Origin of the sequence: Pseudomonas sp. Pseusp97, assembly GCF_047304025.1 — a bacterium.
GTDB lineage: Bacteria > Pseudomonadota > Gammaproteobacteria > Pseudomonadales > Pseudomonadaceae > Pseudomonas.
This window is the reverse complement of record NZ_JBGLYK010000171.1, coordinates 1-12,793: the sequence shown is the minus strand read 5'-3', so window position 1 is coordinate 12,793 and position 12,793 is coordinate 1. Positions and strand designations below refer to the sequence as shown.

Below are 12,793 nucleotides of genomic sequence, written 5' to 3'. Positions count from 1 at the left end.
GGTCAGCGGGCAGTGCAGGGTGAGGGCGTCGACCCGCGGCAGCAGTTCGTCCAGCGCCAGGCGATCAGCGCGCGGGGGGCGGCCGGGCAGCGCGCCGAGCAGCACGCGCATGCCGAAGGCTTCGGCCAGCTTCGCCACCGCGCTGCCCAGTTCGCCGTGGCCGAGCAGGCCGAGGGTCTTGCCTTCCAGTTCGACGATGGGGAAGTCCAGCAGGCAGAACTGTGGCGCCTGCTGCCAGCGGCCCTCGCGGATCGCCGCCTGGTAGTCCGGCAGGCGCGTGGCCAGGGCGAGCAACAGCATCAGGGTGTGCTGGGCCACCGACGGGGTGCCGTAGCCCTGGCAGTTGCTCACTATCACGCCGTGGCGGCGTGCGGCTTCGAGGTCGACGTTGTTGGTGCCGGTGGCGGCCACCAGGATCAGCTGGAGGTCCGGGCACTGCTCGAACACTTCGGCACCGATGCGCACCTTGTTGCTGATCGCTACCTGCGCGCCTTTTAACCGCTCGGCCACCTGTTGCGTATCGCTGCGTTCGTGCAGGACCAGTTCGCCGAACGGCGCGCGCAACGGTGCGAGGTCGAGATCGCCGAGGTCGAGGGAGGCATGGTCGAGGAAGACGGCGCGAGCAGGATTCATGAGCGATGACACCTTGATCGGAAGGGCGGGATGAAGGGGATTCTCGGCAGAACCGTCGCCGTGGACAACCCGGTCTGCCCGCAGGCGTGGGCGGAGGGAGCTGCTTACTGATGGTAGATGTTTGAGTGAAAAGTCTGACAGACGTTTCGGTTTTCCCTCATCTGCGGTCGCGGGCCCGCTTCTTAGAGTGATCCCCTCGAACTCTCAAGGTGACTCGCGATGATGGGTTGGCTGATCTCCGGTCTGACGGTCTTTGGTATCACGACCGCAGGTGTCTGGAGCGCACGGGTCTGGTCCCGTGTTGCTTCCTCCGCGTCCTTCTCCCGCACGCCCCGCGCTCGGCGCCGCCATCAGGCGCGCTCCAGCGGCCCGCAGGCGCTGCTCTGCTTCGGCCCGCTGATGGCCGCCTGCGAAGGATCGACGGGAGCAGCGCTGGTGCGCGAGCGTGGCGAAATCGCTGAACGGCTGGCGGCGGAACTGGCGGAGTGCTGGGACATCCGCGATCCCGGATCGGCGCGCGATACGCTGCAGGGCATGCTGCTGGAAGCGCACAGCCTGCCGCTGGACGAGGACTTCCGCCGCCTGCAACGCAACGAGCCGAGCGCCTTCGATGGCGAGCAGCGCCTGCGCTGGCAGCGCGCGAAGCAGGCCTGGAACAAGGCCGGCCTGGCCCTGCCGAAGGATATTTCCATGGCGGCCCACGACTACGAATGCATCGCCTGGCTGGCGCGGCGTTGTCATGCCTGCGGTTATCTCGCCGAGGCCGAAGCGTGGCTTTGCCTGGCCTGGGTTGCTGAAGCAGCCGTACGCCACTTCGGCGACTGGCAGGCCTATGCCGCGTCCTACGTGCTGGTGCGGGCCACCCTGCAGCGCGACGGTCAACAGGACCCGCTGGCCATCCGCGCGTACAAGGAGTTGATGGAAGCAGCAGGACAATGGCGGGCCCACCCGCTGGCGGGCATCCGTGTAGAGGACGTGGTGCTGCAGAGCGAGCACGAAATTCCGCGGTTCGCCTGCCCGCCTCGCCAGTCCCTGCTGGCCTTCGGGTCGCTGATCGCCCTCAGCGCCGGCGTTCGTTCCGATCGACTGGCGATCGCCCCCGATACGCCCGAGCTGCACCGCTTGTGGTTGGCGCGACACTGGCGCGCCGAAGGCAAGGGGCAAGTGGAAGAGCGGCTGCACTGGTTGCTGCAGACCGGCAGCCGGGCACGCTTGGATGCCCGCTTGCAGCGTAACGTCGGTCGCCTCGGCGAGGCCGGTCAGGAGCGCTTCGAGCAGGCGCGCCGGGCTCTGCTCAAGGCCGGACAGGATCCGCAGCAGGTGGATGGCTGCCGCACGGCGCTCGCCTACGACCTGGAGCGGGCCGCCTTCGGCGCGCGCCTGGCCTTCGCCGCCGGCCTGCTGGACGAGGCGAGCCTGTGGAATGCCCTGCGGCACATGGCGCGTCTGGCACGTTCGGCATTCGCTGACTGGGAGCAGTACCTGGTTTCGGTGGTCGTCGGCCATGCGCTGGCCAACCAGGATCGGGACGCCGGGCGGCAACTGCTGCGCAGCGGCATGGCACTGCTCGATGGCATCTGCCCGTTCGCCGAACACCTTTCGCCCTGGCAGGCCTGCCCCCTGGACAGGCTGCCGGTACTGCACGCGGTGTCTCCTGCGCTGGCTCGCTGAGGCCGCGTCGGCGGCGGCCCGGCGCTTGTCGATGCGCCGTCGATTCGTATAGAAATGGAGGCTTTCTCGGCGGCTGTTCGGAGGCGCGATGTACTGGGCGGAATTTCTCACGGTGGCGTTCATTCACCTGCTGGCGGTGGCCAGCCCCGGCCCGGATTTCGCCGTGGTGGTGCGCGAGAGCGTGGCCCACGGCCGTCGCGCCGGCACCTGGACGGCGCTGGGCGTGGGTAGTGCGATCTTCCTGCACGTGACCTACTCGCTGCTGGGCATCGGCCTGATCGTGTCGCAGTCCATCGTGCTGTTCAACGCGCTGAAATGGCTGGCGGCGGCCTACCTGCTGTACATCGGCTTCAAGGCGCTGCGGGCGCGCCCGGCCGACCCGGCGGCGGCCGAAGCCATTGCTGCGCCGGTCGCCCGCAGCGCGCGCGGTGCCTATGTCGCCGGCTTCGTCACCAATGGCCTGAACCCCAAGGCCACGCTGTTCTTCCTCTCGCTGTTCACCGTGGTGATCAACCCGCACACGCCGCTGCTGGTGCAGGCTGGTTACGGGGTCTACCTGGCCTGCGCCACTGCCGCCTGGTTCTGCCTGGTGGCGCTGCTGTTCAGCCAGCAGCGGGTGCGCGCCGGTTTTGCCCGCATGGGGCACTGGTTCGACCGGATGATGGGCGTGGTGCTGGTTGGGTTGGGGATCAAGCTCGCCTTCACCGAGTTGCGCTGACGATCGCTTTTCGTAGGAGCGGACTTTGTCCGCGATGCTCTCGCTTGGAGCTGGGTGTTTTAGCGTCGCTTCGGTGTGCGCCAGGACTTTGAGTTTCGCCCCCTCGGGCGACCTACTTTGCCAAACGACGCAAAGTAGGCAAAGGTCTCGCCCCTGGCATCCGGCTTTTCGCTTCGCGAAAAGTACCCTCGGTTCTTCGGAGTTCCAGGGGCCCGCGTTGACGGGCCATCCCTGGCCCGACAACGCTCTCGCGACATCCATGTCGCTCAACCCCTGAAGCTCCGATCACCTTCGGCCTCCTGAAAGGGGCAGGTCGGCGCGTGCGGCAATTCTGCTGCGAGACTTTCAAGAGCCAAAGCCAGCCCCAAAGATAGAACCAGGCGGTGTAGCTTTTCGTAGGAGCGAGCTTGCTCGCGAACCAGGTCCATGGCGAAGCGGTTCGCGAGCAGGCTCGCTCCTGCAGGAATGCTTTGTTCCGAATCAAAAAGGGGCGCCCGAGGCGCCCCTTTTTAACGACTGACGACTATCAGACCAGCTCGATCGCCACCGCGGTGGCTTCGCCGCCGCCGATGCACAGCGAGGCCACGCCGCGCTTGCCGCCCTTCTTCTGCAGGGCGTTGATCAGGGTGACGATGATCCGCGAGCCGGTGGAGCCGACCGGGTGGCCCTGCGCGCAGGCGCCGCCGTAGACGTTGACCTTGGCGTGGTCCAGGCCGTGTTCGCGCATGGCGAGCATGGTGACCATGGCGAAGGCTTCGTTGATCTCGAACAGGTCGACGTCGTCCTTGCTCCAGCCGGCCTTGCTGAACAGGTTGGTCATGGCGCCGATCGGGGCCAGGGTGAACTCGGCCGGGTCTTGGCTCTGGGTGGCATGGGCGACGATCTTCGCCAGCGGCTTCAGGCCACGGCGCGCGGCTTCTTCAGCGGTCATCAGGACCAGCGCGGAGGCGCCGTCGGAGATGGAGCTGGCGTTGGCGGCGGTGATGGTGCCGTCCTTGCGGAAGGCCGGGCGCAGGCCGGGAATCTTGTCCAGGTTGGCGGTCAGCGGCTGCTCGTCGTCCTTCACTACGGTCTCACCCTTTCGGGTGGTGACGGTGACCGGGACGATTTCCGAGTCCAGCGAGCCGTCCTTGATGGCGGCCTGGGCGCGCTTGAGCGATTCGATGGCGTAGGCGTCCATCTCTTCGCGGGTGACGCTGTACTTGTCGGCGGTTTCCTGGGCGAAGGAGCCCATCAGGCGGCCGGTGCGGGCGTCTTCCAGGCCGTCGAGGAACATGTGGTCCTTGATCTCGCCGTGGCCCATGCGCAGGCCGGTGCGGGCCTTCTCGATGACGTAGGGGGCGTTGGACATGCTTTCCATGCCGCCGGCGACCATCACGCTGTTGGTGCCGGCCTTGAGCAGGTCATGGGCCAGCATCACGGCCTTCATGCCCGAGCCGCAGAGCTTGTTGATGGTGGTGCAGCCGGTGGCGGCGGGCAGGCCGGCGTTGAGTGCCGCCTGGCGGGCCGGGCCCTGCTTCAGGCCGGCGGGCAGCACGTTGCCCATGATCACTTCCTGCACGTCCTCGGGCTGGATGCCGGCACGGGAAATGGCTTCGCGGATGGCGATGGCGCCCAGGTCGACGGCGGAAACGCCGGACAGGCTGCCCTGGAAGCCGCCCATGGGAGTACGGGCGCCGCTGACGATGACGATCTCGGACATGAATCTAACCTCTTCGCTCTTGTTGTAGGAGGCCGCGTCGCGCCCGCTTTGCGTCGGCAGAACTGCGCGGTGGGCGGGCCCTGCGCGGACTCCGGGTAAAGGTACCGGGCGTGAACGACCGGGCGTCAGGATTCTACCGCGTGACCGGATGTGGCCATAGAGTCATCGGCAAATCACTCTTTTGACTGATGAATGGACGTCGGCGGCGCTCTAGAGTCGGTCTCATCCAGATGAGATCCCGCCTTGAGAGTGCGTACGCCATGCTGAAGACCCGCGTCATCCCCGCTGCACAGAACGCCTACCAGTACCCGCTGTTGATCAAGAGCCTGCTGCTGTCGGGCAGCCGTTACGAGAAAGGCCGGGAAATCGTCTACCGCGACACCGTGCGCTACAGCTATGCGACCTTCAACGAGCGCGTCGCGCGGCTGGCCAACGTGCTGACCGAGGCCGGCGTGAAGGCGGGTGACACCGTGGCGGTGATGGACTGGGACAGCCACCGCTACCTGGAATGCATGTTCGCCATCCCGATGATCGGCGCGGTCCTGCACACCATCAACATCCGCCTCTCGCCGGAGCAGATCCTCTACACCATGAACCACGCCGACGACCGCTTCGTGCTGGTCAACAGCGAGTTCGCCGCGCTCTACCAGGGCATCGCCGGGCAACTGACCACGGTGGAAAAGACCCTGCTGATCACCGACGGAGCGGACAAGAGCTCCACGCTGCCCAACTGTGTGGGCGAGTACGAGTCGCTGCTGGCCGCCGCCAGCCCGCGCTATGCCTTCCCCGATTTCGACGAGAACTCGGTGGCGACCACCTTCTACACCACCGGCACCACCGGTAACCCCAAGGGTGTGTACTTCACCCACCGCCAGCTGGTGCTGCATACCCTGGCGATGGCCTCGACCATCGGCAGCCTGGACAGCATCCGGCTGATGGGCACCAACGACGTCTACATGCCGATCACCCCGATGTTCCACGTCCACGCCTGGGGCGTGCCCTACGTGGCAACCATGCTGGGGGTGAAGCAGGTGTATCCGGGCCGTTACGAACCGGAACTGCTGTGCAAGCTGATCCGTGAGGAGAAGGTGACCTTCTCCCACTGCGTGCCGACCATCCTGCAGATGATGCTCAACGCCGCCGGCGCCAAGGATCATGACTTCGGCGGGCTGAAGATCATCATCGGCGGCAGCGCCCTGAACCACGCGTTGTACGACGCGGCCAAGGCCCGCGGCATACAGCTCACGGCGGCCTATGGCATGTCCGAGACCTGCCCGCTGATTTCCTGCGGCTACCTCAACCAGGAGCTGTGCGCCGGCAGCGAGGATGAACGCACCACCTACCGCATCAAGGCGGGCGTGCCGGTGCCGCTGGTGGAAGCGGCGATCATGGACGAGCACGGCGGGTTCCTGCCGGCCGATGGCGAATCCCAGGGGGAACTGGTGCTGCGCGCGCCCTGGCTGACCCAGGGGTATTTCCGCGAACCGGAGAAGGGCGAGGAGCTGTGGGCCGGCGGCTGGATGCACACCGGCGACGTGGCGACCCTGGACGGCATGGGCTTCATCGATATCCGCGACCGTATCAAGGACGTGATCAAGACCGGCGGCGAGTGGCTGTCGTCGCTGGAACTGGAAGACCTCATCAGCCGTCACCCGGCTGTGCGCGAGGTGGCGGTGGTCGGCGTGCCCGACCCGCAGTGGGGCGAGCGCCCGTTCGCCCTGCTGGTGCTGCGCGAGGGCCAGGCGCTGGATGCCAAGGCGCTGCGCGAACACCTCAAGCCTTTCGTCGAGCAGGGTCACATCAACAAGTGGGCGATCCCTTCGCAGATCGCCGTTGTTACTGAAGTTCCCAAGACCAGCGTCGGCAAGCTCGACAAGAAGCGTATCCGGGTAGACATCGCCCAATGGCAGGAGGCCGGCAGCGCCTTCCTCTCCACGGTGTGACCGACGACCGGCGGGTCACGGTTTCGGGGCGCCGCGCCAAGCAAGCGCTGGGCACGGCGCAGCCCAGTGATCACGCCGCCTCGGGCCTGCGCAAGCGTCTAGTCAGGGCCTTTTGTAAGAGAAATCACACTTTCGAGCGATCAAGCACCGTAGGACGCTGGCTATAGTCGCCACTACTCATAACAAAAAACACATGGAGTAGCGTCGATGAAAACCATGCAACATATCTGGCGGCTGGCGCGGTTGCCGCTGGCGGTCAGCCTGGCGTCCTCGCTGGCGGCTCCGGCCTCCGCAGTCAGCTTCAACATCGGGGAAATCGAAGGGTCGTTCGACTCGACGCTGTCCGTGGGGGCCAGCTGGTCGACCGAGAATCCGAACAGCAATCTCATCGGCGTGAACAACGGCGGCAAGGGCCTTTCCCAGACCTCCGACGATGGTCACCTGAACTACAAGGCCGGCAAGACCTTCTCGAAGATCTTCAAGGGCATCCACGACCTCGAGCTGAAATACCAGGACACTGGCGTCTTCCTGCGCGGCAAGTACTGGTACGACTTCGAGCAGAAGGACGAGAACACCGAGTTCAAGCCGCTGTCCGATCACAACCGCAAGGAAGCCGCCCAGGCCTCCGGCGCGCAACTGCTCGACGCCTTCATCTACCACAACTACAACATCGGCGAACTGCCGGGCACCGTGCGCCTGGGCAAGCAGGTGGTGAACTGGGGCGAGAGCACTTTCATCCAGAACGGCATCAGCGTGATCAACCCGTTCGACGTCACCGCCTTCCGCCGCCCGGGCTCCGAGATCAAGGAAGCCCTGGTGCCGGTGAACATGTTCTATCTCTCGCAGAACCTCACCGAGAACCTCTCCGCCGAAGGCTTCTACCAGCTGGAGTGGGACCAGACCGCGGTCGACAACTGCGGTACCTTCTTCTCCCAGCCGGACGTGGTGGCTGACGGTTGCACCCAGAACCTGGCAGTGCTGACCAACAACGCCGCTTCGATCCGTACCCTGAACGGCCTGCTCGGCCCGAACCTGGCCGTGACCCCGTCGCCGTGGAACGAAGGCCTGGTGGTCAAGCGCGGCCCGGACCGCGATGCCCGCGACAGCGGCCAGTACGGCCTCTCGCTGAAGTACTTCGCCGACAGCCTGAACACCGAGTTCGGCGGCTACTACATGAACTACCACAGCCGCCTGCCGATCTTCTCCGGCCGTGGCGCCGACGCCTCCAAGGTCACCCAGATCAACCAACTGATCACCAACATCGCGGCGATCAGCCCGACCCTGGCGGCCCAGGCCGGCGCGGCGGCGATGGCGGGCAACTCCAGCTACTTCATCGAGTACCCCGAAGACATCCGCCTGTACGGCCTGAGCTTCTCCACCACGCTGCCCACCGGCACCGCCTGGCAGGGCGAAATCAGCTACCGGCCGAACGCTCCGGTGCAGCTGAACACCACCGACATCCTGTACTCGGGCCTGGACCCGGTCTCCATCGGCGGCAATCACGTCTACGACAACGCCTCCGTGCTGACCGGCACCGCCGGCCAGGACCTGCACGGCTACCGCCGCAAGGAAATCACTCAGCTGCAGACCACCTTCACCCACTTCTTCGACCAGGTCATGGGCGCCGAGCGTCTGACCCTGGTGGGCGAAGTCGGCTGGACCCACGTCGGCGGCCTGGAAAGCCAGAACGATGCGCGCTACGGCCGTGACCCGGTGTTCGGTCCCGGCCCGCTGAACGGCAGCCTCAACGGCCGTCCGACCTGCGAAGCGCTGAACGCCTCCACCCTGGGCGCCGGTCCGCAGAACAACGTGTCGCGCAAATGCGAGAGCGATGGCTTCACCACCGCCGACTCCTGGGGTTACCGCGCTCGCGCGATCTGGGACTACAACGACGTGTTCGCCGGCGTGAACCTCAAGCCCAACGTGGCCTGGTCCCACGACGTGGACGGCTACTCCCCCGGCCCCGGCGGCAACTTCGAGGAAGGCCGCAAGGCGGTCAGCCTGGGTATCGACGCCGACTACCTGAACACCTACACCGCAAGCCTGGCGTACACCAACTACTTCGACGGCAAGTACTCCACCGTCGACGACCGTGACTTCGTCAGCCTGAGCTTCGGTGTGACCTTCTAAGCCGGCCGTTCAACCGGCAAGCGGCCCGCCCTCGCGGCGGGCCATCCCGGCGGCCGGGTGACCCGTCGCCCGGGGCAGCAGACAAGACCCGCGATGCGCTGTTGCAAAGGCGGCCATCGCGGTGGGCAAAGACTCAACGAGGACGATAAACGAATGAGAACAACAAAGATCCTGCTGCACACGGGCGCCCTGGCGCTCAGCCTCATCGCCTCCCAGGTGATGGCGGCCGTCTCTGCCGACGAAGCGGCCAAGCTCGGCACCACGCTGACCCCGATGGGCGCGGAAAAGGCCGGCAACGCGGACGGCTCGATCCCGGCCTGGACCGGCGGCCTGCCCAAGAACGCCGGCACTGCCGACAGCAAGGGCTTCCTCAGCGACCCGTTCGCCAGCGAGAAGCCGCTGTTCACCATCACCGCGCAGAACATGGACCAGTACAAGGACAAGCTGACCCCCGGCCAGCAAGCCATGTTCAAGCGCTACCCCGACACCTACAAGATGCCGGTGTACCCGTCGCACCGTACCGCCACCGTGCCGGCCAACGTGCTGGAGGCGACCAGGAAGAACGCCACTACCACCAAGCTGCTCCAGGGCGGCAACGGCCTGGAGAACTTCCAGGTAGCCAACCCCTTCCCGATTCCGAAGGATGGCCTGGAAGTCATCTGGAACCACATCACCCGCTATCGCGGCGGCCACGTGCGTCGCCTGGTCACCCAGGCCACTCCGCAGGTCAACGGCTCCTACTCGCTGGTGTACTTCCAGGACGAATTCGTCTTCCGCACCGACCTGAAGGACTACGACGCCAGCAAGCCGAGCAACGTGCTGTTCTACTTCAAGCAGCGTGTGACCGCGCCGGCGCGCCTGGCCGGTAACGTTCTGCTGGTGCACGAGACCCTCGACCAAGTGAAGGAACCGCGCCTGGCCTGGCTCTACAACGCCGGCCAGCGCCGCGTTCGCCGCGCCCCGCAGGTTTCCTACGACGGCCCGGGTACCGCCGCCGACGGCCTGCGCACGTCCGACAACCTGGACATGTACAACGGCGCGCCGGATCGCTACGACTGGAAACTGGTGGGCAAGCAGGAGCTGTACATCCCGTACAACAACTACAAGATGGACGATCCGAAGCTGAAGTATTCGGACATCATCAAGGCCGGCCACCTGAACCAGGACCTGTCGCGCTACGAGCTGCACCGCGTGTGGCACGTGACCGCCACCCTGAAGCCGGGCGAGCGCCACATCTACGCCAAGCGTGACTTCTACATCGACGAGGACACCTGGCAGGCCGTGGCCATCGACCATTACGACGGTCGCGGCACCCTGTGGCGCGTGGCCGAGGCGTTCAACCAGTACTACTACAACTACCAGGTACCGTGGTACACCGCGGAAACCCTGTATGACCTGCTGTCCGGTCGTTACCTGGTGCTGGGCCTGAAGAACGAGGAGAAATCCGCCTACGACTTCAACTACAGCGCCTCGGAAAGCGACTTCACCCCGGCAGCGCTTCGCCAGGAAGGCGTGCGCTGATCCCCCGACCCCACGGGTGGTTCCGCGGTGAGAAAAGACCGGCCTTCGGGCCGGTTTTTTTATGGCGAATCATCTGTCAGATGAATGGAGGGCGGAATGTCAGATGCCTTCCAGTCATCTTGTGAGCAAAGGTAACAAAATCGGCTTCTATTCCCGTTCGCGAGCGGCTAGGCTCGGTCGACAGTGCGACCTTCGTTGACCGCTACAAGAGCTAGAGCAATAGCCAGGCCGATGACCGACTTCTCGACTCTGCCCAGTCTGACCCCTGTACCGCCCGGTACGGCCGGCAGCCGCTTCTTTCGGCCGCCGCTGCCGCATGGCCACGTTGCCCGTTCGCGCCTGTGCCAGCGCATGGCGGCGGGGCTGGAGGGGCGGCTGATCCTGGTGTCCGCGCCGGCCGGGTTCGGCAAGAGCTCGCTGGCCATCGAGTTCTGTCAGACGCTGGAAGAGCAATGGCGCAGCCTGTGGCTGGGGCTCAGCGCCAGGGACAGCGACCCCGGGCGCTTCCTCGAACGCCTGCTCGAGGGCCTGCGCCTGCATTTCCCCACCCTTGGCGAGGAAGCCCTGGCCCTGCTGAAGATGCGCCAGCGCCACCAGCCGTTCGCCTTCGAAGCCTGGCTCGACGACCTGCTCGACGAACTGGTGGACAGCCTGTCCGTCGACCGTCCGCTGCTGCTGGTACTGGACGACTACCACCTGGCCCAGGGCGCGGTGCTCGACCGCTGCCTGCAGTTCCTGCTCAATCACCAGCCCGCCGGCCTGGTGGTGCTGGTCACCAGCCGCCAGCGACCGGACTGGCACCTGGCGCGCCTGCGCCTGTCGCGCCAGTTGCTGGAATTCACCGAGCAGGACCTGCGCCTGACCGTCGAGGAAACCGCGCAGCTGGTCTCGGCCAACGGTGCGCACCTGGACGACAACGCCCTCGACAACCTGGTCGAGCGCAGCGAAGGCTGGATCGCCGGCCTGCGCCTGTGGCTGCTGGCCCATGGCGACGAACTGGCGGCCAATGTGCCGGATCTTTCGGTGCATGGCGCCGAAGAGCTGATCCGCGACTACCTGCTGGAAGAGGTGATCGACAAGCAGTCGCCGGAGGTCCAGATCTTCCTCGCCCAGACCGCGCGCTTCGAACGCTTCTCCGCCGAGCTGTGCGATTCCCTGCGCGACTCCCATGACAGCGCCGCCATCCTGCGGCATCTGCAGCAGCACCAGGTATTCCTCGTGCCGCTGGACGAGCAGGGCCAGTGGTTCCGTTATCACCACCTGTTTTCCGACCTGCTGCTGGCGCGTCCGCTGCCCGCTTCCGGGCCTTCGGCCGCCGCGCTGCACCTGCGCGCGTGCCGCTGGTTCAGCGCCCAGGGATTGTTCGATGACGCCGTGGAGCAGGCCCTGCGCGCCGGCCACCCGGAAGTCGCGGCGAGCCTGGTGCAGAGCTTGTCCGAGGAGCAACTGCTGGCCGAGCAGAATGTCGCCACGCTGCTGCGCTGGAAGATGGACCTGCCCGACAGCCTGCTGGCCAGCACGCCGCGCCTGGTCGTGCTGTACAGCTGGGCGCTGGCGCTGGCCTGTCAGCTGGACGCGGCCGAGGAGCTGGCCACGCAGTTGTCGCGCTTCCTGCCCGCCGCCGACATCACCACCCAGCGCGACCTGCTCGCCCAGTGGCAGGCCCTGGCGGGAGTGATTGCCCGTGGTCGCGGCGAGATCGAAGCGGCCGAGCGGCACTGCGAGGAAGCCATGCACGGCCTCGGCCCGGAACGCTTCGGCCCGCGCCTGCTGTGCCTGTCGACCTTGAGCAATATCGCCATCGTGCGGGACGACCTGTGGCGCGCGCGGGGGCTTAACCGAGAGGCGCTGGAGCTGGCGCAACGCTTCGGCAATCCGTTGTTCGAGGCCATGGTGCATTACGACCGCGCCCGCGTGCTGCAGGCGCGTGGCGAGGTGCTGCGCGCCGAGGACGAAGTGCGTCAGGGACTGGCGCGGTTGTCCGGCCTGTCCTCGCAGCGCCGCTACGCGGTGCGTGGACGGCTGATGCTTTACCAGGGCTACCTGCGCAGCCTCGCGCTGCAGCCGGACGAGGCGCGCAGATGCCTGAAGGCCGGCATCGAGGAGGCTCGTGCCTGCCGCGACATCAGCCTGGTGATCGGCTTCTGCGTGCTGGCCAGCCTGGAAGGGCGGCTGGGCAACTACACCCGCGCCTTCGCCCACCTCGCCGAGGTCGAGCGGATGATGCACGTGTGGGACGTGCCGCCGGTCTACTACCTGTCGGCCATTACCCTGATCAAATGCGAGCTCTGGCTCGGTCAGGGCCAGGTCGAACTGGCTACCGCCTGGCTTGAGCGTCTGCGCGACACCTACACCGGCGACCAGCCGGCCACCCCGCCGGAGTGTTCGCCGCAACTGCCGCGCAACGTGGAGATGCTCCAGTCCCAGCTGGAGCGCCGCGAAGGCCGCATGGCCGAGGCCGAGGCGCGGCTGCGC

The 12,793-nt window shown here is 66.2% G+C and carries 8 protein-coding genes; 6 read left to right on the top strand and 2 right to left on the bottom strand.

What is annotated here, in order from left to right:
• The coding region (locus tag ACCC94_RS22220; RefSeq protein WP_413351722.1) for an NAD(P)-dependent oxidoreductase at nucleotides 1–633 on the bottom strand (633 nt) is incomplete at its 3' end.
• A 219-nt stretch (nucleotides 634–852) separates the two neighbouring features.
• On the opposite strand from ACCC94_RS22220, the gene ACCC94_RS22215 reads away from it, so the two are divergent.
• Together ACCC94_RS22215 and ACCC94_RS22210 are read left to right on the top strand one after the other, a co-directional pair.
• Complete coding sequence (locus ACCC94_RS22215; RefSeq protein WP_413351721.1) at nucleotides 853–2,304, top strand: DUF1266 domain-containing protein; 1,452 nt, start codon at nucleotides 853–855, stop codon at nucleotides 2,302–2,304.
• An 88-nt stretch (nucleotides 2,305–2,392) separates the two neighbouring features.
• A complete protein-coding gene (locus ACCC94_RS22210; RefSeq protein WP_413351719.1) occupies nucleotides 2,393–3,022 on the top strand; it encodes a LysE family translocator in 630 nt (209 codons plus the stop codon).
• Between the two features lie 526 nt (nucleotides 3,023–3,548).
• On the opposite strand, the gene ACCC94_RS22205 is transcribed toward ACCC94_RS22210, so the two are convergent.
• Nucleotides 3,549–4,724 (bottom strand): thiolase family protein, encoded by a 1,176-nt coding sequence (locus tag ACCC94_RS22205; RefSeq protein WP_413351717.1) that lies wholly within the window; start codon nucleotides 4,722–4,724, stop codon nucleotides 3,549–3,551.
• 260 nt (nucleotides 4,725–4,984) lie between these two features.
• Here ACCC94_RS22205 and ACCC94_RS22200 point away from each other — a divergent pair, with 260 nt between their 5' ends.
• From ACCC94_RS22200 to ACCC94_RS22185, 4 genes are all read left to right on the top strand, one after another.
• On the top strand, nucleotides 4,985–6,667 hold the full coding sequence (locus ACCC94_RS22200; RefSeq protein WP_413351716.1) for a fatty acid--CoA ligase: 1,683 nt from the start codon (nucleotides 4,985–4,987) through the stop codon (nucleotides 6,665–6,667).
• 207 nt (nucleotides 6,668–6,874) lie between these two features.
• Complete coding sequence (locus ACCC94_RS22195; RefSeq protein ID WP_413351714.1) at nucleotides 6,875–8,797, top strand: DUF1302 domain-containing protein; 1,923 nt, start codon at nucleotides 6,875–6,877, stop codon at nucleotides 8,795–8,797.
• Between the two features lie 153 nt (nucleotides 8,798–8,950).
• Nucleotides 8,951–10,318, top strand: coding sequence for a DUF1329 domain-containing protein (locus ACCC94_RS22190; RefSeq protein WP_413351712.1), 1,368 nt, complete (start codon nucleotides 8,951–8,953; stop codon nucleotides 10,316–10,318).
• A 231-nt stretch (nucleotides 10,319–10,549) separates the two neighbouring features.
• Nucleotides 10,550–12,793: AAA family ATPase (locus ACCC94_RS22185; protein WP_413351711.1), on the top strand; the 2,244-nt coding region annotated here is incomplete at its 3' end.

Coding starts and splice junctions, on each gene's coding strand:
- ACCC94_RS22205 (WP_413351717.1), bottom strand. CDS start 4,724: ATGTCCGAGATCGTCATCGTCAGCGGCGCCCGTACTCCCATGGGCGGC.
- ACCC94_RS22195 (WP_413351714.1), top strand. CDS start 6,875: ATGAAAACCATGCAACATATCTGGCGGCTGGCGCGGTTGCCGCTGGCG.
- ACCC94_RS22200 (WP_413351716.1), top strand. CDS start 4,985: ATGCTGAAGACCCGCGTCATCCCCGCTGCACAGAACGCCTACCAGTAC.
- ACCC94_RS22210 (WP_413351719.1), top strand. CDS start 2,393: ATGTACTGGGCGGAATTTCTCACGGTGGCGTTCATTCACCTGCTGGCG.
- ACCC94_RS22215 (WP_413351721.1), top strand. CDS start 853: ATGATGGGTTGGCTGATCTCCGGTCTGACGGTCTTTGGTATCACGACC.
- ACCC94_RS22190 (WP_413351712.1), top strand. CDS start 8,951: ATGAGAACAACAAAGATCCTGCTGCACACGGGCGCCCTGGCGCTCAGC.